A 20,932-nucleotide genomic window follows, 5' to 3' on the forward strand; every position below is an offset into this window, starting at 1 on the left:
AACAAACAATCCACTAACAAAATCTCAGAAGATTTTGTTAGTGGATTGTTTAGTTCTTAGACATTTAATCTTTTCTTCCAAGCTAAAGAAAATAAACTTGAAGAAATAGAAACAATAAAAATCGCAATTACGATAATGAACACGATATAGTAAGAGCTTGTTAAGTCATATAGGTAACTAAATAATGTCGTACCAAATGCGACACCTAATGTGGAAGCCGACATAATGGTGGTATAGATGGAAGCATAATCACGTCCGCCGAATACTTCACGTATGACCACAGGAGGAAGTAGAGTTGAGCCTGAGAATCCGACCCCGAACAGCAATGCACCGGCATAGAGTATACCTATTCCGAATGAGTCAGAGATAAGTAGTGCAATTACACCAATCATCCCACTGCCGATCCCCACAAACAAAGCCGCCTTTACGCCGAATCTATCATTTATTGCACCTAGTAGAAATTTACCGCCTGTTTGACCAATGGTTACACAAGTTACACCGACTGCAGCCATTGCAGCAGTGAATCCCACCGATTGTACAAAGTTTGGTACGTGGAAGCTGACTGTCGAAGCCAAACCAAAGAGACCTGTAAAGAGCATAACCAAATAGAATGCGGGAGATCTCATTGCAGCACTTTTGGTCACGCCTGTGGCACTTGTTTTTTGTACAGCAGGCTCATGATCTGTGTTTTTCGCTTCATCGGCACCATAAGGTCTCATATTTAATTCCTCGGGCTTCGAACGAATGACAAAAATAGAGAATGGCAGAATTAAAATGGCTACGATCATACCTAAGACGACATAGGTCATGCGCCAGCCAATGGATTCGATGAAGAGGGCTGTGATTTGTGCAAAAACCGCACCGCCAATTCCCATAAATGCCATAGCGATCCCTAATGTGGTTCCAACTTTAGCTTTGAACCAGTTGTTCATGATTAGGGGGATTGAGCCGTAGATTAAGAACGTACTACCAATACCTAAAGCAATACCAGAAAAATAAAATGGGAACACCGAGTTATAAGTACCCATTAAGCCAAAAGCTACAGCATTAACAAGCCCAGAAAGTGTCAACACATAGCGAATATCAAACTTATTTAATATCTTCCCTGCAAAAGGAAGCAGCACGGTAATCGTTAAATACATTAACGATGTGTATAAACTGATCTCGGAAACACCAACTTCAAAATCTTCTGCTACTACACGGTACAGTAGACCGGCACAGCTGACGATAATTCCTACGCTTGCGGCATAAATTGCAGAACTTGCAATCATGATCCACCAAGCATAATGAAGTTTCCCCTTCTTATTCATATTTCCACCTCATGACAAAGGAGAAGCAAGCACGATTGCTCCTCCTTTAATATTATTGAGAAATTGAAGCGCTTTAATAATTGTGAATTATTGAATAGTAAATCCGCCGTCAATTGGTACAGCAACACCACTCATGAATTTGGCTTCGTCCGATGCTAAGAATACCGCCAGATCAGCCACTTGTTCTACTTGTCCAAAAGTACGGGTTGGTACAAGATCTTTAGGAATCCCGGCCAAGACATCTTTAACTAATGGGGTTTCAATTGTTCCTGGGCAAATTGCGTTAATTTTAACACCGTACCTAGCATATTCAGAAGATAGATGCTTGGTATATCCAATAACTCCATGTTTGCTGGCCGTGTAAGCAGCCCCGCCTTTGCCTGCAACAAGACCGGCTACTGAAGCTATATTAACAATCGAGCCCGAACCACGCTCAATCATGCTCGGCAATACCGCATTTGAGAATTCAAATACACTTGTCAGGTTGACATTTAAAAAGAAATTCCATTGATCCAAAGTGGTATCTAACGATGCAGTATATTTGTCAAATATACCTGCATTATTTACTAAGATATCAACGGGTCCAAAGGTGCTTTCTGTTGTTTTTACGCAGTTAATAATATCCTCTGTCTTCATAACATTCACTGCGACAGCAATAGCATCTCCACCAGATGCTTTAATCTCATCAGCAACGGCCTGAGCACCTTCTAAATTTAAATCCGCGACGACGACTTTTGCACCTTCCTTGGCAAAGCGGATTGCTTCGGCTTGTCCCATACCTGATGCTGCTCCTGTAATCACTGCAACTTTATCCTTCAATCTCATATGAAAAGCCCCCTAAGTTAGTTATGACAAAATTATGAATTTTTTTGGCGAGCAGATCTCATGCACACTAAATAAAATTCATAAATTGTTCACATATTAGTGACATTACTTATTTTAAACGTGTTCATTTATAATATAAAATACATATATTTTATTTCTATATAACTTGCAGTTATAAAAGGTGGATTAAAACTTGGACTTAGTCAAACTGAAATATTTTTATACCACAGCCAAATTAGGGAACATGTCACTAGCCGCTAATGAACTTCTGATTTCACAGCCGGCATTAAGTAAAGCAATCACAAATCTGGAGACTGAGTTAGAAATGGATCTGTTTTTTAGAAATGGCAAACGAATTTCATTAAATGAAAATGGGGAGTTTTTATTACAAAGAGCGGAGCGTATTTTCTCTGAAGTCAGTAATTTAGAACGTTCAATAGAAGAAAGAAGGGGTGAAAGAGGTGGAAGCTTATCTATTGTCACGACCTTGCCATATACTTTCACGAATATTATAGACCTGTTTTTGACTGACTACCCGAATGTAAAATGCCAACAAGTTCCTTTATCTAAAGAAAATTTGCAGCAGTTTATTGAGCATGGGAAATACGATGTATGTATTACGACAGATCGAATTGATCATTCAAATGTGGAATGGGTACCTTTATTTGACGAGGAAGTTTTTTTGACGGTACCTAACTCGTTTGAAGAAACTACAAAAGGGACAATAGATTTGATGGAGTTAGGCGATTTTCCGTTTATCGGGCTTTCGAGTCGATTTAGTTTTCGTCAATTTACCGATCAAGCTTGTAAATCAATAGGATATACGCCGATTTATCAAGTAGAAGTAGAGGAAGCGACAACGATATTACAGCTAGTTAAAAATGGACGAGGGGCAGCATTTACTCCTCAAACCTCAGTTGATTTGTATGAAAATAAGTTGAAGCACTTAACAATTATGAATAGGAAATTTACACGAACGATAGGTTTATTAAGGCATCGATACTCATATCCTACTAAAACATCAACGGCCTTTGTTGCCCATTGTCATCGGTACTTTCACGATATGAAAAATGGATAAATTCAGAACGTCTTTAAAAAGTGAGCAATAAGGCGCCTATTACGGAGATTTCCGTGAGAGGCGCCAATTTCTCTTTTTAACAATCAACGCTCTGCATCCATCTTCACCGAATGCTTGAAGTACCAGTCATTCGCTTCCTGAATCACCTCTGTTCCACCGGCTGTCATAAATTCCTGAACAAATTCGTCAAAGTAATTCAGTGGTTTCTCTCCCGTAATAATCGAGATATAGGCCTTGTTTTTTAATTGAACCAGATCAGGTCCTTTATCGGTCAGGGAAGGTGTTGCAACCTCCAAGGCATTGTAGATGCCATCCTGATCCAGGCCCAAGGTAGACGCCCATTGCTCTCTTCGTGTTGTAGGCATGAGGGGCACGGTCATTCCGATGTTAGCGCCGATACTATTCTGATAGCTGAACATCTTGTCATAAGGAGGGAGCACAATGACATCCTCCTGTGAGGCTCCGGCCCATTGCCAATGCTTCCCCTGAACACCATGAATCATGGAAGTATATTCATCCACATCAGGACTTGCGCTGACATAGTCCAGGATCTTCAGAATTTCCTCCATTTTGCCGGTCTCTTTCGCGGCATCTGCACCAATGGCTGTAAAGCTCATCAGCATATCATAAGCTTGGGAGCCCCGCTGTCCATCGGGTCCGCGGAAGGGGCGGCCAAAAGTAATTCGGGCCTGCGGATTTTTGACGTTTAATTCCTTCGCATTAAATGCGGCCTCTACGGGAGTCTCTTCGCCATAAGCATCCAGTGTCATATAATCGCCGTCTTGAATCCAGTGATAATAATTGCCCATGGAGGTCATGCCGATTCTCCCATCAATGAAGGCATGAGAGAGATGCTTGTAGCCTCCTTTATTCTCACCTGTAATAAACTCAGGATCAATGACACCGTCCTGGTACCATTTGCGAAGATACTGCAGTGCTTCTTTCATTTCCGGTTCCAGAGCACCGATGACGAGCTTCCCATCTTTCTTGCCGAAGTAGAGCTGATCTGCGAAGACGATCTGGCCGAAGGCACCGAACACGACATTCATTCCTTGTCTGGACAAGCCGTAGGTATCCTTCTGACCGTTGCCATCCGGATCTTCGTTCGCAAATGCGTAGATGACTTGTTCGAATTCTTCCAGTGTATCCGGCACAGGCAGACCGAGCTTATCGAGCCAGTCCTGGCGATAGACGACCGGCATACGATAAATATTGGTCGGATTGATACCAGGAATACCGTAATATTTGCCATCAATCATTCCATCGTCCTGATAGTCCGGAGCATAGGCTTCGAGAGCCTTCATAGTGTTCGGCGCATATTCCTTCAGCATGTCCTCGGGAATTTCCGCGAGCAGTCCTTGCTGCTGATACCTCAGCAGGTCCTGCGGCTGTCTCACCCTGAACAGATCCGGAATTTCGCCTTGCGCGAGCTTTTTATCGAGCAGTGCTTCATAACGGTTGTTCTCAATATTCCAGATGTTCAGATCCACATTGAACTGATTCTCCACCTGCTGAACCATCTCAGCATCCTCTGGCACCGGCAGATTGAGATGCATCGTCCATGAAATCTGGAAACGCGGCGAGCTCGCGGAGGTAGAGGTTTGTGGATCTGCTGGGCCGGACGCTGCATCCGGCTTCGTATCACAACCGCTGAGTATGCTCATTAGGGCAATTAGAGTAGTAAGAAACGGAATGAATTTCATCATCATGTAAAAACCTGCCTTAAACAAAGATTGAATCCTAACATACGGCATAGGTAATAAGCGTTTATCAGAGCATGATCATGCGCAAGGTGCGAGACCTCTCACGTGTTTATCTGTGAACATGTAGCTTGCTGCTCAGCTCATCTCTACATATGCTCAGCGATGCTGCGCATGTAATTGCGCGGCGTACAGCCGTACGTTTCCTTGAATTTCTTAATAAAATAGGCGGAAGTTCCATAGCCGACCGTACTTGCAACCTGCTCGATCGTCAGGTGGTTACTTTCGATCAGCGTTTTTGCCTTTTCGAGACGCTGGGTGGTGACATACTCGGTGTAGGTGACCCCGAGCTCTTCCTTAAAGAGCCGGCTCAAATACTTCGGACTGATGAACACTTTCGACGCCACGGCATCAAGTGACAGATCCTCCGATAGATGGAGGTCAATATACTGTCTGGCAAGCTCGATGCTGGAAACAGCTCTTTCGCTGCTTCTCTTATCCATCTGGGCAGTGAATGTGACGATGGACTCGGTAATCCAAGCTCGAAATTCATGAATATGATTCAGCTGAAGATACTGCTGATACAGATCGGCATGTTCATCGCCTGGGGGCTTATACCGGATGCTCTTCAGATGATCGGAGTACATAAATACGATATTTGCCAGGATAAAATGGCAATAGTGAGCAGGATATGTTCCCTCCTGCAAAGTCCTGATCAAGGCATCCACTGCTCCGATCATGTCTTCCGACTGCCGATTCTGCAGCTTATCTCGGAACCTGCCCAGCAATGACTGAGGGATCTCTTCGACACTATTTTCTCGTGCGAGAATCAGACGGTCCTTCAATATAGTCTGCTCCGGCAGGAAGTAACCATATTTCATCAGCGTCACCGCCTCGCTATAGCTGCGGTGTATATCCTTCATCTTCTGTACCCAGCAGCCCCAGGATACATGAATATCTCGATAAAACTGGCTTCTGCCAGAAGACAACAGCAGATCGGATATCTGTTCAAGCAGTGAATCACCCGCACTATTCGTGCATACGATGACCACCACTTTATTGTCAGGCAGCTCCTCAGCAATCACATAGCGCTCATGCAGGGAGGCAGCATTCAGCTCGTTCACGATAGGATAGGCAAATGTCTCCTTGGTGTGATCAGGAGCATTGCCAGCCTCCCCCTGATTCAGCAGCAGGCAGCAGTAATGTGTATATGACTGCGGGATACCGAGAAAAGGCAGCTCTTCTGCCAATTCTTCAGGGGTGTAGGCGTTACGAAGCATGTTCAGCACCACATTATGCTTAATGACGGAGCTGTTTGCCATTAGCGTCTCTTCCAGACTGCTGACCTTACTGCTCAGCTTACTAAAAGCCGTATCAATGAGGCCGTATTCATTCTGAACCTGATCCGGGGCATGATCTGCAGATTCCTTGATTTTGTTCACGATGCGCTTGATCGGATGGTAGCTGGCGAGTGCCAATATGCCGGATAAAATGGTGCCGAGCAGAATGGCAAACAGGCAGATGCCGACAATCAGCTTCTGAATAAAGTCTGACTGCGCATAAAAAGTGCTGGCGGGCACTGCGCTGTAAATCTTCCATCCGGTCGTATCAAGCGTTTGATAGGAAACAACATAGTCGGTGTGATGAATATTTTCCTTGAAGCTTCCCGACGGGGTCTCAGACATAAGCGCCCTGCGTACCCCCGAATCATAATCCCGATAGACACCGATGCTTCCCTTGCTTACATCGCTTATCGTCATTCCCGACGAATCCAGAGTATAGGTATCCTTGTACTGTGAGGGCATCATACGCTGAATGATGGAGCTGACGGCGCTCTCCTTCACATCGATGGCAATCAGAAGGTCGCTATTTTGTCCTGAGGACTGAACGGGATAGCTGTGTACATATGTAAATAGGGCACTCGCATTGCTGTCCGGCTGACTGGAGTAGATATCCTGAGGAACCAGCCGGGTCGCTGTCCATAGACTGCTGTCCTTGCTCGCTCGCATGCCGTTGATCCAGTCTGCAAAATATACAGAGCCGCTGCCTTGATCGGCGTTATAATTCAGCCCATGGTTTGAAGACAGCATGATCTGTTCTTCTGGATAGTAGAGATGAACCGCATGCACCAGATCCGAATTGTTCGTTACCTTGGATTTGATCAGCTCCTGCAGGTCAATGACCTTACTGAGATGGCTGGTGTAGGAAGAATCGGCAAATAAACGAAGATCTGCGCTCTTATCGAGAGAGATGTCGAGATAGATCTGTTCGACTCTCTTCAGTACGTTAGATTCAATCGTTTGGGCTGTGTTTTGCATCATAATTCTGTTTTTGCTATGAAGCTCTTCCTTATAATTGTTCGTGAAAAATACATAGAAGGCAGAGCACAGTAACAGAACGATGACAAGAACGATGGATACATGAGAAATGGCCAGGTTTGCAAATACAGAATTCCGCTTTTTCAAATCAACTCTCCTCCCACTCTCGAGCATAACCGATGTAAGGGACAGGCTTCGACCGAAACATTCGCGATTTGTATTAACAGAATGTAAAATTACAGCTTCGAAAATACAAAAATGTCCAACCTGGCTTGGAATTATCCCATTTTTATAGAAGGTGGAAATTATCATATTGCTGTGTGCTGGAGCCTAATGCTAGATTGAGATCGATTCATACGTTACAGGCGAAGGACGGTGTTGCTCATCCATTGCTGGGACTGAATTAAGTTCAAAATAAAATCCACGAAGACCAGGAGGTTAAAAAAATGAATTTAAAATCCAAATGGCTGCGCAGCCTGCTGCCGGCACTAGTATTGTTCACTTCGATTCCTATGGCTTCACAGCCAGTGGCTGCGGCGGAAGCAGAGATCCAGACAGGCTCATTCAATGTGCTCAGTTATAATGTAGGAGGTCTGCCTGATATTTTCTCAAGCTCCAATCCGGCAGAATATACGGTGCAGATCTCTCCGAAACTGAATGCGTACGATATTATCAACGTTCAGGAGGATTTCAACTATCATGCTGAGCTGATCTCTGAGGTGACACATCCGTATCTCACACCAAGCAGCGGGGTCGCGGGTTTTGGAAGCGGGCTGAACAGCTTGTCCAGATATCCCTATCGGGATCTGCAGCGAATCACCTGGAATGATCGCCATGGTCTGTTTGACAGTGGAAGTGACGAGCTGACGCCAAAAGGGTTTACGTTCATGACCTATGAGATTGAACCTGGTGTCAAGATTGATGTGTATAATCTGCACGCTGATGCGGGCTCGGACGCACAGTCTCTTGCTGCACGGCGCAGCAACATAGAGCAGTTGTCGAATTATATAGAGCAGCATTCGGAAGGGAATGCCGTGATCGTCTTTGGCGATACGAATACGAGATACACCCGTGCAGACGATAATATCGAGCTCTTGATGACGCGTAACGGATTAAGCGATCCGTGGGTAGATCTGGTGCGGGGCGGTGAGATTCCGGCAGACGGGGAAGCACTGATGGATGAGTCTGATGTGAACGGACCTAACTTCGAAATCGTGGACAAAATTTTGTACCGTGGCAGCAGTGCGCTTCAATTAAATGCGGAGTCCTTCCGGATTGAAGACACTTACTTCTTGACGAGCACGGGAGAGCAGCTGTCTGACCACTATCCGATTACCGCTGAGTTTGCCTATTCCACTTCTCCAGATGTGCAGATCAGCTCAAGCATCGGGGGATCGGGAGGAACCGGATTTAACGACCTGGATCAGATCCCGGATTCCCGAATGAGCTCTGTTACGATCCACAGCGGCAGCAGAGTGGATGGCTTGTCTACCGTGTATGAGGATGGAACGGTACTTGCGAATGGCGGAACGGCAACGGCGAATATTCTTAATCTGGCGGCGAATGAATATGTGACCCAGGCTGTTATCGGTCAAGGCACGCGCAGCGGTGGGAAGCGGATCTTTTATGTGCAGCTTACGACGAACCTAGGGAATACCGTATCTGGTGGACAGGCTACTTCAGAACAGATGGTGCTTAGTGCTCCAGATGGCTGGTATATTGCTGGTTTTTATGGAAGAGCAGGGGATGAGCTGGATCAGCTAGGGGTCATATACAAACCACTGTCTGCAAGATAATAGGGCATTGAAAGAGAAACGGACTCTTATCCTATACAAGCAGTAAGCCCCCTCATCATTCAAGGTGAGGGGGTATTACCATTTGATTTTTTTGAAGCCTACGGCTTAGAGATTGCAACTTTATTCACAAAAGAAGCGCTAATTTTAATGTATTGTAATTTGAATTGGAATGGTTACTTATTCGCAGTGGGAAGGCATTATATTTGGGGCAATGCTGTCTCCTGTCGCGGATGGGGTTCTGTATCGAAGATTCCATATGGAAGGAGTCCGGGGAGTTATCCTTCTCCTAATAGCTTATCTGCTGCTGGGTATGGTCTGCGGTATGATCGTCAGCATGTTCTTCGGCCAAATTAGTTTCATGAGTGGATTCATTCGTACTTCTATAATATGTGCTGTGGTCTTTCTGTTCTTTCAGATCCTTCTGCAAGCTCTCTTCTATACACGAGCAAGAAAGTAAATTCATTATTCCGATCACGGGTTCTACGAAAGATGAGGTAAAGCATAAAGTAGACAGTAGGCTTGAAGAGAAAATAACTGCTTATCTTGAAGAACACGAATTGGGCAGCTAGCCAGGAGAGCGGAAGTGGATTATACTATAAATTGTAAATCAGCCAATTTTTTGCTCGGTATCTCGCATAACGAGCTTCACTTTATAATAAAACATATGTTGTAGTTAGCAGCCTGGAGGATCAGCAATGAATCATTCAGGCTTTTTTGAGCAGAATAAAAGGCATAGGTATGTTTCTATACAGTGACAACATATAAATGGATAGAATGTAGGCATAGTCAAGGGATCACTTCGCTGGTCGGGGGCTTATTGAACTGCTCATTAATAGGGTGAGAAAAAAACAATCTATATTTTATTTAATTACTTACTTGACAATACATAATATAATTACTACAATTACTTACATAAAGTAACTTAATGCATCTTTTGCTTTTAGCGAATCGAAATACAGGTGGTGTAGAGAATGGGTTTTATAGATCGATTATTTGGAAAAGAAACCAAGGAGGAAGAGACAATGACGAAGTTAAACATTGGTATTATTCTGGGAAGTACACGGGAAGGACGCGTAAGTCCGCAAGTAGGAGAATGGGTAAAGTCGATTGCTGACAAGCGTGGAGATGCGAATTATGAGATCGTCGATATTGCGGACTACAAATTGCCGTTCCTCGGCACTACAGACGGCTCGGAGCCAGGCATTGCTGCATGGAATGAGAAGCTGAACAGCCTGGACGGATTTGTGTTCATCGTGCAGGAGTACAATCACAGTATTACAGGAGCACTGAAGAACGCGATTGACTTCGCGCGTGAAGCATGGAATAACAAGGCTGCCGGTATTGTAAGCTATGGCTCAACGGGCGGGGCTCGTGCAGCAGAGCATCTTCGCGGTATCCTTGGCGAGTTATCCGTTGCAGACGTCCGCGTGCATCCAACATTGTCCCTGTTCACTGATTTTGAGAACGGATCGGTGTTCAAGCCACAAGAGCTGCATTTGACAAATGTGAATGCGATGCTGGATCAAACGGTGGCTTGGAGCGGAGCACTAAAAACACTGAGATAAGCAGAAGCCTGAGCCCGATTGATAAGGGAAATGGCCAGGCGCATTAATACAGCAATACAACTATAAACGCAGATATCTTCTAATGACAGGACGCCGCTATAAGGCACTGACAGAAGATATTCTGCGTTTTTTATATGCTCATCGATTCAAGGATTTCCTAAATGTGTATCTATTTAAAAATATAGGACGCAGGACATGGGCGTAAGGAGTGATTGAGTCCTGCTCTAAATCACCCTACAATAAATTGAAGCTGCATTTGCTATAGAAGGAGGAACGAATTGTTGTCATCATCTTATACAGTCCAATTAACCGCTGCGGAGGCGGCGTTTTTGTTCCAGCTCATGGATATACCAGAAGGAGAAGCATGGTCGAAGATATATGAAGCGGATGTGGAACGAGGAGAAGCAATATCGCCGGAACAACGCTATACTCAGATCGCAAAGGGCTTGGAGGATGCAGGGCTGCTCGCTATGGAGGGCAGAGAGATCATCCTTGACGCTGTCTTGCTGGAGTTGTTAAAGGGCTGCAAATACAGCAGTGCAGTGACGATTCTTAGATCCTGCACAGCTAATGGCGAATCTACTATTATATATGGCTTCCTATCCGGAACCGAGGTTACTGAAATGAAGTGGACTTCAGAGACAGGAGAAGTGCTGTTTACTGCGCTTGAGGAAGGACTTGAGTCGTTCGTATCCCGTATGGGGGATAGTCTGATGCTGCCTGACGTGCAAGAGCAGAGTGGACGAATATCGATGCATACAGAGACTCTGAATCGACTGATAAATCAGCTGGGCCATCCAGATGACACGATGCTGCAATCTATTCTACAAAATGATCAAACGGTGCAGGGCTCTTCTCCGTTATTCCCCGCATTGATGGAAGCCTGTGCTTCGGCCCGGCAGCAGGGAACATTCGAGGCAGTCATTCGCGGAACAGAGCTTCGTTCGGCAACTATTTATTATATAGGAAGCCCACAGGGGAACTGGTTATTCATTCAGGATGCAGAGCGGAATCTCGCACAAGGATATCCGGTAACGGAGCCCGAATTTATACAGACCCTATATCTGATAACGACACGTACACTGTCTGCTCTTACGCCAAATTGAAGGATTGGAGCAGATCTAGAGGAGGAGAAGCATGACTCGGATTGTAATGACATCGGCGTATCTGAACACGCTGGTTCAGCAGCTGGAGCAGGTAGCACAGCAGCTGACACAGGTAGATACCGCACTGATGAATGCGCTGAATGGTGCGGCCTGGCAGACAGGCAACCGTGAGGCCATCATAGAAATGTATCAGGCGCATCAGCGCAATTTCCAGAGGGCCGCTCAGAATATGCAGGAGCTGTCCAATTTTGTGAATACGACTCGCCAGCAGTTTGAACAGGAGGACCAGTCCGGCGGCGGTATTGGCATAACAGGATTTAATCCAATGGCACCAATTGATGGTCTTGGCAACATTACAGGGACGGTTATGGGGGCAGCTGCCGTGGCGCGGCTAGGGTATAAGGTACATAACGGATACATGGTCAAGCAGCAGCTGGATCGGAGAAGTCCGAGAATCCTCGTTCGCGACAGCTATGATTCGGTTCGGAATAATCCTACGGTTAATGGAAGACCTAGAAACTACAAGATTTATTATTTACGTGATATGGAAGCTAAGATTGCAAATGGAACCGCCTCTCCCAAAATTAAAGAGATCTATTCCATGGCCGATCCGATGTACGGAGCCAAGGCAGCGCTGAAGGATAAGCTGGGCTGGGCAAGCGTCGGTATAGATGTTTTTACCGATACCAAAGAAAATCTTGCAAACAATGCTTCAACAGACAAGGTAGCCGGAGATATTATCGGCAATGTCGTCGTCGGGGGAGCAACAACGGTTGGAGCTACACTGCTGACAGCAGCAGTGATGCCTGCGGCAGCACCTGTCCTAGCCGTCGGGGCTGTCGGACTTGGTGTATCCGTGGGACTGACGTATCTTGCCGAGGGCATTAAGATGGACATGGATCTCGACAAGGATGGACAGGACGACTCCTTGAAGGATGTTGTTAAGCATGGAGCGAAAGAAGCCTGGTCTACCGTATCGGGCTGGTTTAAATAGATGGCGAAGCATAGTAAGCTGCATAAGTCTCAGACTCAGATCCGTACCTGGGAAGGAACAGACTATGACTGGAAAAAGTTTGAGACGTATCTCTCGCTGTATCCGGTAAGCACCATTCGGCTAAATGCCGGAATTCTCGTACTCTTTTTCCTAAACGTGTTCTTGATTATTCCGATCTTAAGCGCACCATATGAACCGCTCTATGCTTATCTGTTGTTCCCGCCGCTTGCTGTCATGAATGGTTGGGCACTTGCATTGATAGCAGTTCCCCGGAGACTGCAGCTGAACTATATTCTGTTCAGGGGTGTGTTCGGTATTGTAGCATCACTTGGTCTGATGCTGGCAACGCAGAAGTTTGCATATAGCAGCCTGGAGTTAACGGCTCCCTGGTATGCAATCGGTTCTTTTGCCGTTTATGGATTTGCGCTGTATCACTATGTGCGTTCTCATCTGCGGAAGCTCCGGACCCCAGAGAAGCAGCAGCAGGAAGAACGCAAGGGGATGCGTCTGCTGCCGTTAACGATGATCGCCGGACTCGGATATCTGCTCGCGAACCTGTCATTGATGTTTGTGAGTGAGAACACCGTTGTCATTGTACTGATGTGTGTGTACTCGATGCTTGCTTTTGTGCTGTTTCATTTCATCATGGAGCTCCATCGGTACTATTGGATTAGACGAATTCATAAAGGAAGCAGCGCTCCGAATGGAGATCAGCAGCCTGCTCAGCATGGTTAAAGGAGGTATAGCTAACAATGAACAATTCAGAAACACTGCTCCCTAACGGGTCCATCGTTCGACTGAAGGAAGGATCCAAGAAGCTGGTTATTTACGGACGCAAGCAGATTATGATGACCGAGCCACCGCGAACTTTTGACTATATCGGATGCCTGTACCCGGAAGGGTATATCAACCCGGATTATACGTACGGTTTCAATCATGAGGATATTGAAGAGATTGTGTTCATGGGATTTTTGGATCAAGAGGAGGAGCAGTTCTCTGCACGTTTAAAAGAGGCTTAGGTGGACATCCTATTCACTAGGAGTGGGACAGTGGGACGATAGCATGATCATGGATCTGCATAGGTTACTGGGAAGACCCACCATGTTGACACCGTTTTCAGCTTGTGTTAAGGTATTTGCGAGGCTTGTTACCGGTAATGCGGGCAAAACCACAATGGGGATATCTTTGTATATACCCGTTGTCGTTTTGCCCTTTTTTTATTCCTCAAAAAAGTGGTGGTTCATGTGATCATTAAACAGATATTCAACAACAATATTGTAAGCACGATGGATGACAAGGACCAGGAGCTGCTGATTCTCGGCCGAGGAATTGGTTTTCAGTTTAAGGTTGGCGACACCATCGACGAAGGACGCATCGAGAAAATATTCCGTTTGCAGGATTCGTCCATATACGAGAGATTCAAGGCGATTGTGGCCGAGGTGCCCGCAGAAATTTTGCAGGTTACAGACGATATCGTCAGCCTCGCGCGGACGCAGCTGAACAAGTCGATCAGCGATGGGATTTACGTTTCTTTATCTGACCATATCCATTTTGCAGTGCATCGGTTAACGAAAGGACAAATTACCCGTAACCCGCTGACGTGGGAAGTGCAGCATTTTTACAAGGCAGAATATGATGTAGCCGCGGATGCACTGACCTTGATCAAGGAGAGACTTGGGATTGATTTTCCCAAGGAGGAGATTTGTAACATTGCTCTGCACTTTATCAATGCAGAAGTCAACGACTCCATGAATGATGTGACGCATCTCATGCAGCTGCTGCAGGAGATCATGAATATCATCAAATATCATTTTAACGTGGAGTTTGATGAGGATTCCGTAAACTATTTCCGATTCATCACCCATCTCAAATACTTCTGCCAGCGTGTGATTACCCATTCATCGTATGATGATACAGAGGAGTATTTATATGAAGTGGTCCGGAAGAATTATCCGTCAACGTTTAAGTGTATCGAAAAAATTGAGACGTTCATTCTCAAGCATTATCAGTATGAGATGACGCACTCAGAGCAGTTATACTTGACGCTGCATCTGGAACGACTGATGAAGAACAAAAAATAAATATAAACGAATCCATTTCATGAGTTAGCTAAAGTTATTATGAAATAGATTTATACAGGGCTTGTTACTGTTCAATCAGGCAATACCCGGATGAGTTCTTGCATGCGATGCATGGCGTGCTGGTTTCGTTCGGGTATTTTTTTATGCGCAAAAAGATCAGGGGGAATCTAAGATGAGTCATCAAAAAGCGGCGCAGGAGATTATGAAGTCTGTCGGCGGCGTGGATAACGTCAATTCTGTATATCACTGCATTACGCGTTTACGGTTTGAGCTTAAAGATCATGACAAGGTCGACAGCCATTCATTTAAAAAGATCGAGAAGGTCATGGGCACAAATGTGTCAGGAGACCAATTCCAGGTCATCATCGGTAACGAAGTACCGAAGGTATTCGATGCCATGGTGAAGGAGTATCCAGAGCTTGCGCAAGCGAAAGAAAACGAGCAAACGAAGAAACCGGAGAAGAAGCAAAATGTAATCCTGAAAATATTTGAGACCATAGCAGGCGTCTTCGCACCCATGCTTCCTGCCATTACGGCAGCGGGTTTACTCAAAGGGCTGTTGGCCCTGCTGTCATCACTGGGCTGGATCTCAGTCGGAACCGATACTTACCGGATCTTATCCGCCATCGGGGATGGGGTATTCTACTTCCTGCCTATGCTGATTGCAGTTAGTGCGGCTCGGAAATTTGGCAGCAATCCGTTTGTTGCCTTAGCCCTTAGTACCGCGCTCATGTATCCGGATATGGGAACCCTTTTGTCAGGCGAAGTAGCGGTATCCTTCTTAGGCATTCCGGTTACAGCAGTGTCGTATGCGTCGTCTGTCATTCCCGTGCTGCTTGCGGTCTGGATTCTGTCTTATGTAGAAAAGTGGGTAGACAAGATCATCCCTTCTGCATTAAAGCTGCTCTTAGTACCTCTCATTTCACTGCTAATTATGGTTCCAGTCACACTCATCGCGATTGGTCCGCTGGGGACGGTAATCGGAAGCGGGCTGTCCGGTGGAATCAACTGGCTGCTTGATGAGGGCGGACTGATTGCAGGTATTGTTCTTGGCGGAGCGATGGCCGTCATTACCATGACAGGGATGCACTATGCACTTGTGCCTGTTATTCTGAGCAACATCGCTACACTTGGTTTTGACAAGTTCCTGCCGCTTACTTACATCTCCAACATGGGGCAGGCGGGTGCGACGCTTGGCGTATTTATCCGAGCGAAGGACAAGAACCTGAAATCTGTTGCTCTGTCCACCAGCTTCACTGCACTCATGGGTGTAACAGAACCGGCAATGTACGGTATTAACATGAAATATAAACGGCCTTTTGCGGCGGCCATGATCGGTAGTGCCGTGGGCGGCGGATTCGGACTTGCCTTTGGTGCAAAAGCTTACGTACTGGCCGGGAATGGGGGCTTGCCTGGCTTACCAGCTCTGGTAGGTCAAACCTTCTGGTATTCCTTGATCGCGATGATTCTTGCTTTTGTCGTGGCCGTAATTATGACGGTCATCTTCGGTATACGTGAGGAAGAAGCAGAGCAAGAAACAACAGGAAAGTCAGATGTTACAGGTTCAGCATCATCTGTTACAGCAACTGAAACAACAGCAACAACATCTGCACCCGTGGCGAAGGAAGCGGCATCTGTATCCGAGCTGCCAGAGACACCCGTACCTACCGAGAATGCTATAGCTGTTGCGCCAATGACAGGGAAGGCGGTGCCCCTCTCAGAAGTTAATGATCCTACCTTTGGTGAAGAGCTGATGGGTAAAGGAGTAGCCTTTGTGCCTACCATTGGCAAGCTGTCGTCTCCCGTTACAGGCACCGTCATGAATGTATTCAAGACGAAGCATGCCATCGTCGTTCGCAGTGACAACGGAATGGAGCTCTTAATTCATGTCGGTATTAATACCGTGAAGCTGCGGGGTCAATATTTTGAATCCCATGTGGCAACGGGCGACCGGGTGCAGGCAGGAGATGAGCTGCTTACCTTTGAACTGGATCAAATCGCAGAGAACTACGACATCACAACAGCGATGGTTGTCACCAATACAGCGGATTATACAGAGATTAGTCCCTTGAAGCTCGGCGATATCAGAATAGGGGAAGCTGTGTTAGCAGCTGAGCTGTAACTTGAGAGGAGAGATATACATGATGCAGAATGTACAGGGATTTTCTAAAGATTTTCTATGGGGCGGCGCCATTGCGGCCAATCAAGCTGAAGGTGCCTATGATGCAGACGGCAAAGGCTTGTCTACAGCGGACATGGTCCCATACTTTGATAAGAAGGACTATGTTAATCTCAAGGAATTGATGCATGTAACGAGTGATTCCATACAGAAGGCGATGGCACATAGCAGTGCTGAAGGTTACCCTAAGCGCTACGGAATCGATTTTTACCATCGTTTCAAAGAGGATATTGCTTTATTTGCCGAGCTGGGACTTAAAGTATTCCGTTTGTCCATCAATTGGCCGCGTATTTTTCCAAATGGAGACGACCTGACGCCAAACGAGGAAGGTCTGCGATTCTACGATGAGGTGTTTGATGAGCTGAGAAAAAACAACATCGAGCCGTTGGTCACTCTGTCTCACTATGAAATGCCAATGAACCTAGTGCTTAATTACGGGGGCTGGGCCGGACGTGAAGTCATCGAACATTTCGTTAGGTATGCGGATACGGTCATGAATCGCTACAAGGATAAGGTCAAATACTGGCTGACCTTTAACGAAATTAACACTACCATTATCGAGCCGTTCACCGGCGGAGGGATTGTGGAGGACCGCGTAGACAATGTGATGCAGGCATCATACCAGGCTTTGCATCATCAATTTGTAGCCAGCAGTGCCGTAACGAAGCTCGCCCGCGAGATCAATCCAGAGTTCAAGATTGGCTGCATGCTTGCCCGCATGATTCATTACCCGGCAACGTCCAAGCCTGAGGATGTGCTTCAGGCACAGATCGATAATCAGCTCAATCTGCTGCATACCGATGTACAGGTTAGAGGAAGCTATCCTCCTTACATGGCGAGATATTGGGCAGAGCATGGGGTATCGGTTCATATGGAGCCGGGCGATCTGGATATGCTGAAGCAGCACACCGTTGATTTCATATCGTTCAGCTATTACACCTCGCTCGTCTCTGCGGTGAATCCGGAGGAGTACGGAGTTACCGGTGGTAATCTGTACAGTACGATTCGTAATCCGAATCTCCCACGGACAGAGTGGGGGTGGCAGTTAGATCCGATTGGACTACGAGTTGCCTTGAAGGAAATGTATGATCGATATCAGCTGCCGCTGTTTGTCGTAGAGAACGGCTTGGGAGCAAGAGATACAGTAGAAGCCGATGGTTCCATCCAGGATGACTACCGGATCGATTATTTCCGTCAGCACATCCAGCAGATGAAGGAAGCGGTGAAGGATGGCGTAGACCTGATGGGTTATACAAGCTGGGGTGTCATTGATATCATCAGTGCTTCCACTTCCGAGATGTCCAAGCGTTATGGATTCATCTATGTGGATCAGGATGATCATGGTAAAGGGACACTGAATCGATATAAGAAGAAAAGCTTCGGCTGGTATCAGAAGGTCATCGCTTCCAATGGTGAGGATCTCGATTAATGAAGTGAAAGAAGCCGTGGACTTGTTATTTGGTCCACGGCTTCTTTGTTGTGCATAAATATGAGGAATACTGGCTCTTGCTTTGATACTGCTAACTCCTTATCTGCTTTGGTCCGCATTTTGAAAACGAACTGCCGTCTGCTGCAGCTGCGTACCTGTCTCCTGCAGTCCGCTCAAGTAGGATTGGACGGAAGTGAGACTCTCCTGAATTCGCTGGAGAAATTCCCGCTGCCGCTCGCCTTCCCACTGACCCTCCGATTCAAGAATCATCTTGTTCAGCTGCTGCACTACCGTTTGTCCGTTCTGGGATGCCTGAGTGAACTGCCGCGAAATCTGCTGCAGTTCCTCTGGATAGAGGTTGATCCGCTGATCCATACGTATTCCCTCCTTCGTCTCCACATATGAAGTTCGCTGTATTGATCTCACCTCATTATATATGGAATATTTTCTCAAGGGAAGATATCGGTCATTTACGTGATGAATCCTTAAGCAAGTTAAATGTTTATTTGCTAAGCCATAGCATGAATGCTAAGAGATATGCACATAAAATGTGGTCGATTCCCCTAAGGTGCTCTTGGCATAAATCTTGCCTTTGTGCTGCTCCACAATCGACTTGGCTATTGCGAGTCCTAGTCCGTACCCACCTTGCTTGCGGGCTCTTCCGGAATCTGTCCGATAGAAGCGGTCGAATATTCTCGACAAATGCTCTGGAGCAATACCTTCACCGGTATTCGTGACGGATAAGACGACCTCTTGCTGTTGTTTTTTCAAAGAGAGATGAACCGAACCTCCCTCATTCGTGTATTTGACGGCATTATCGAGCAGAATCATGACCACTTGCTTAAGCTGTTCATTCGCTCCGGTCACCTGAAGACCGGGTTCGATCTCGTAGCTGAGGTGAACCTGCTTCTCGAACATGACGGCTTCCATCGTTAATAGAATATTTTCGACCGCCTCGCTCATATCGAATTTCGTATACAGGATACCCGCGCGAGAATCATCCATTTCCGTCAGGTATAGGAGATCATTGGTTAGTCTTGTCATGCGTTCCGTTTCGGACTTGATATAATACAGCCATTTTTCCTGGTTGCGGATCTGATCCTCACTGTTAGCCAGCAGAACATCCGTATTGGTATTAATAATGGTCAGTGGTGTCTTTAACTCATGAGAGGCATTGGCGATGAACTGCTTCTGCTTGTCAAAGGCCTCCTGAATCGGTGCAATGGACCGGTTGGCAAAGAAGCGGCTCGTAAAGAAGATGACGATCAGCATCACAAGTGCAACAATCGCGAAGGTATAGATCAGATTCGTCAGGATGACCTGCTGTGAGCTGGTATCGAGAAATACGAGCATGTATCCTGTGCTGGTCTGAAGAATCTCAAAAGTCCAGTGACTGCCATCCAGTTCAAATTGTCCACTCGCTTTGTTCTCCTCAACGGCTGCATCCAGAGCAAGCGGATAGAACGTCTCCTCCAGTTCAAGTGTGGTCTCACGACTTGTAATCGTAAGGTTACTATCTGTCTCCAGCATGAAAGAGATTGAGCGCTTGGGTGGTGTTCCTTCGAATCCAAACTCACCATCGTCCGGTCCGCCCAAATTCAGATCTGCACCTGGACGATCTCCATGCGGAAGATCAAAGTCCCGGGTGTAGGAATCCGTTACTTTATTCAGCTCCATATGAATATTTCGCTGAACATCTCGATACGTAATCGTATAAATAGAGGTAAAAGCAACCAGCATGATGATCGAGATGATGACGAGATTTAAGATCAGGAACCGATTTCTAAGCTTCGTAAACATCAGGTATTCACCTCTAACACATACCCAACGCCTCGAACGGTACTGATGCGGACGGCAGAATTCAGGAAGTTCAGCTTCTTACGCAAAAAAGAGATATATACCTCTACATTGTTGTGCTCGACGTCAGAGTCAAAGCCCCATAGCTTCTCAATAATCTGCTCCTTGGAGGTAATGGACTGCTTCCTCACCATCAGCAGCTCCAATAGCTCATTTTCCTTCAAATTCAGCTTCATTTCCTTCCCGTTAACGGAAAGCTTCAGTGTAGAAGTGTTAAGCTCCATATCCCCGAATTTCAGGCCTTCCTCTGGCAAGACCTCGCTTTTGCGCCGCAGCACGGCTCTGATTCGGGCCAGCAGCTCTCCGGAGGAGAAGGGCTTGGCGACGTAGTCGTCGGCACCATAATCCAGCCCGGTAATTTTGTCATCGATCTCGCCTTTGGCCGTCAGCAGGATGACGGGGGTGGAGAGGCCCTCCTTGCGAATTTCCTTCAAGACACTGATCCCATCCATTTCCGGCATCATAATATCAAGCAGCAGCAGATCATAGATCCCGCTGAGTGCATAATCAAGTCCGCTTCTGCCGTCATGGACCATATCTACAGAATAGTTTTGTTTTTTTAAGATTTGGGAGAGAGCCTCCGCAAGATGAAGCTCGTCTTCCACAATTAATATTCTCATCGCTTTTTCATCCTCTGTATGGATTATCTGTAGGTTTGAATAGGCCTAGTATAGCAGGAGTACCTTTAACCAAC

Annotated in this window: 17 protein-coding genes; 10 read left to right on the forward strand and 7 right to left on the reverse strand. The window is 46.2% G+C overall.

Going from position 1 to position 20,932, the window contains the following annotated elements; translation table 11 throughout:
- Positions 1-56: 56 nt before the first annotated feature.
- Positions 57-1,310 carry an MFS transporter gene (locus ACFSVM_RS15680; protein ID WP_379263243.1) on the reverse strand — a complete coding sequence of 418 codons (1,254 nt, stop codon included), beginning with the start codon at positions 1,308-1,310 and terminating at the stop codon, positions 57-59.
- Between the two features lie 87 nt (positions 1,311-1,397).
- Entirely contained in the window at positions 1,398-2,135 is a 738-nt protein-coding gene (locus ACFSVM_RS15685; RefSeq protein ID WP_379263245.1) for an SDR family NAD(P)-dependent oxidoreductase, read from the reverse strand.
- A gap of 193 nt (positions 2,136-2,328) precedes the next feature.
- Between ACFSVM_RS15685 and ACFSVM_RS15690 the strand changes: the two genes are divergently transcribed.
- Positions 2,329-3,213, forward strand: a complete 885-nt coding sequence (locus tag ACFSVM_RS15690; RefSeq protein ID WP_379263247.1) for a LysR family transcriptional regulator — start codon at positions 2,329-2,331, stop codon at positions 3,211-3,213.
- Between the two features lie 83 nt (positions 3,214-3,296).
- Here ACFSVM_RS15690 and ACFSVM_RS15695 read toward each other — a convergent pair whose 3' ends face one another.
- Both ACFSVM_RS15695 and ACFSVM_RS15700 read right to left on the reverse strand, forming a co-directional pair.
- Complete coding sequence (locus ACFSVM_RS15695; RefSeq protein ID WP_379263249.1) at positions 3,297-4,922, reverse strand: extracellular solute-binding protein; 1,626 nt, start codon at positions 4,920-4,922, stop codon at positions 3,297-3,299.
- A gap of 140 nt (positions 4,923-5,062) precedes the next feature.
- A complete protein-coding gene (locus ACFSVM_RS15700) occupies positions 5,063-7,378 on the reverse strand; it encodes an AraC family transcriptional regulator (RefSeq protein ID WP_379263251.1) in 2,316 nt (771 codons plus the stop codon).
- Between the two features lie 299 nt (positions 7,379-7,677).
- On the opposite strand from ACFSVM_RS15700, the gene ACFSVM_RS15705 reads away from it, so the two are divergent.
- The 9 genes from ACFSVM_RS15705 to ACFSVM_RS15745 all read left to right on the forward strand — a co-directional run bounded on the left by ACFSVM_RS15705 (position 7,678) and on the right by ACFSVM_RS15745 (position 18,381).
- Entirely contained in the window at positions 7,678-9,027 is a 1,350-nt protein-coding gene (locus ACFSVM_RS15705) for a jacalin-like lectin (protein WP_379263253.1), read from the forward strand.
- A 971-nt stretch (positions 9,028-9,998) separates the two neighbouring features.
- Positions 9,999-10,592, forward strand: coding sequence for an NADPH-dependent FMN reductase (locus ACFSVM_RS15710; RefSeq protein WP_274359335.1), 594 nt, complete (start codon positions 9,999-10,001; stop codon positions 10,590-10,592).
- A gap of 281 nt (positions 10,593-10,873) precedes the next feature.
- Positions 10,874-11,698: a hypothetical protein gene (locus ACFSVM_RS15715; RefSeq protein WP_379263255.1), complete on the forward strand. Its 825-nt coding sequence runs from the start codon at positions 10,874-10,876 to the stop codon at positions 11,696-11,698.
- A gap of 31 nt (positions 11,699-11,729) precedes the next feature.
- Positions 11,730-12,692 carry a WXG100 family type VII secretion target gene (locus ACFSVM_RS15720; protein WP_379263257.1) on the forward strand — a complete coding sequence of 321 codons (963 nt, stop codon included), beginning with the start codon at positions 11,730-11,732 and terminating at the stop codon, positions 12,690-12,692.
- Complete coding sequence (locus tag ACFSVM_RS15725; RefSeq protein WP_379263259.1) at positions 12,693-13,427, forward strand: hypothetical protein; 735 nt, start codon at positions 12,693-12,695, stop codon at positions 13,425-13,427. It abuts the gene before it with no gap.
- A 17-nt stretch (positions 13,428-13,444) separates the two neighbouring features.
- On the forward strand, positions 13,445-13,711 hold the full coding sequence (locus tag ACFSVM_RS15730; RefSeq protein WP_379263261.1) for a DUF4176 domain-containing protein: 267 nt from the start codon (positions 13,445-13,447) through the stop codon (positions 13,709-13,711).
- Between the two features lie 225 nt (positions 13,712-13,936).
- Positions 13,937-14,773, forward strand: coding sequence for a BglG family transcription antiterminator LicT (licT, locus tag ACFSVM_RS15735; RefSeq protein WP_379263263.1), 837 nt, complete (start codon positions 13,937-13,939; stop codon positions 14,771-14,773).
- Positions 14,774-14,945: 172 nt separating this feature from the next.
- Positions 14,946-16,895, forward strand: a complete 1,950-nt coding sequence (locus ACFSVM_RS15740; protein WP_379263265.1) for a beta-glucoside-specific PTS transporter subunit IIABC — start codon at positions 14,946-14,948, stop codon at positions 16,893-16,895.
- A 22-nt stretch (positions 16,896-16,917) separates the two neighbouring features.
- Positions 16,918-18,381 carry a glycoside hydrolase family 1 protein gene (locus ACFSVM_RS15745; RefSeq protein ID WP_379263426.1) on the forward strand — a complete coding sequence of 488 codons (1,464 nt, stop codon included), beginning with the start codon at positions 16,918-16,920 and terminating at the stop codon, positions 18,379-18,381.
- Positions 18,382-18,480: 99 nt separating this feature from the next.
- Here ACFSVM_RS15745 and ACFSVM_RS15750 read toward each other — a convergent pair whose 3' ends face one another.
- From ACFSVM_RS15750 to ACFSVM_RS15760, 3 genes are all read right to left on the reverse strand, one after another.
- Entirely contained in the window at positions 18,481-18,756 is a 276-nt protein-coding gene (locus ACFSVM_RS15750; protein ID WP_379263267.1) for a WXG100 family type VII secretion target, read from the reverse strand.
- Positions 18,757-18,909: 153 nt separating this feature from the next.
- The gene (locus tag ACFSVM_RS15755; protein ID WP_379263269.1) at positions 18,910-20,181 is read right to left on the reverse strand and encodes a sensor histidine kinase; all 1,272 of its coding nucleotides are present in this window, start codon (positions 20,179-20,181) and stop codon (positions 18,910-18,912) included.
- A complete protein-coding gene (locus tag ACFSVM_RS15760; protein ID WP_274359342.1) occupies positions 20,181-20,858 on the reverse strand; it encodes a response regulator transcription factor in 678 nt (225 codons plus the stop codon). The genes ACFSVM_RS15755 and ACFSVM_RS15760 overlap by 1 nt, the downstream gene beginning before the upstream one ends.
- Positions 20,859-20,932: the final 74 nt, after the last annotated feature.

The organism is Paenibacillus shunpengii (genome assembly GCF_042684905.1).
GTDB lineage: Bacteria > Bacillota > Bacilli > Paenibacillales > Paenibacillaceae > Paenibacillus > Paenibacillus shunpengii.

What these genes read in the sequence shown, in the direction of transcription:
- ACFSVM_RS15730 (WP_379263261.1), top strand. Translation starts at nt 13,445, where the DNA reads ATGAACAATTCAGAAACACTGCTCCCTAACGGGTCCATCGTTCGACTG.
- ACFSVM_RS15755 (WP_379263269.1), bottom strand. Translation starts at nt 20,181, where the DNA reads ATGTTTACGAAGCTTAGAAATCGGTTCCTGATCTTAAATCTCGTCATC.
- ACFSVM_RS15740 (WP_379263265.1), top strand. Translation starts at nt 14,946, where the DNA reads ATGAGTCATCAAAAAGCGGCGCAGGAGATTATGAAGTCTGTCGGCGGC.
- ACFSVM_RS15745 (WP_379263426.1), top strand. Translation starts at nt 16,918, where the DNA reads ATGCAGAATGTACAGGGATTTTCTAAAGATTTTCTATGGGGCGGCGCC.
- ACFSVM_RS15680 (WP_379263243.1), bottom strand. Translation starts at nt 1,310, where the DNA reads ATGAATAAGAAGGGGAAACTTCATTATGCTTGGTGGATCATGATTGCA.
- ACFSVM_RS15710 (WP_274359335.1), top strand. Translation starts at nt 9,999, where the DNA reads ATGGGTTTTATAGATCGATTATTTGGAAAAGAAACCAAGGAGGAAGAG.
- ACFSVM_RS15705 (WP_379263253.1), top strand. Translation starts at nt 7,678, where the DNA reads ATGAATTTAAAATCCAAATGGCTGCGCAGCCTGCTGCCGGCACTAGTA.
- ACFSVM_RS15720 (WP_379263257.1), top strand. Translation starts at nt 11,730, where the DNA reads ATGACTCGGATTGTAATGACATCGGCGTATCTGAACACGCTGGTTCAG.
- ACFSVM_RS15685 (WP_379263245.1), bottom strand. Translation starts at nt 2,135, where the DNA reads ATGAGATTGAAGGATAAAGTTGCAGTGATTACAGGAGCAGCATCAGGT.
- ACFSVM_RS15760 (WP_274359342.1), bottom strand. Translation starts at nt 20,858, where the DNA reads ATGAGAATATTAATTGTGGAAGACGAGCTTCATCTTGCGGAGGCTCTC.
- ACFSVM_RS15750 (WP_379263267.1), bottom strand. Translation starts at nt 18,756, where the DNA reads ATGGATCAGCGGATCAACCTCTATCCAGAGGAACTGCAGCAGATTTCG.
- ACFSVM_RS15695 (WP_379263249.1), bottom strand. Translation starts at nt 4,922, where the DNA reads ATGATGATGAAATTCATTCCGTTTCTTACTACTCTAATTGCCCTAATG.
- ACFSVM_RS15725 (WP_379263259.1), top strand. Translation starts at nt 12,693, where the DNA reads ATGGCGAAGCATAGTAAGCTGCATAAGTCTCAGACTCAGATCCGTACC.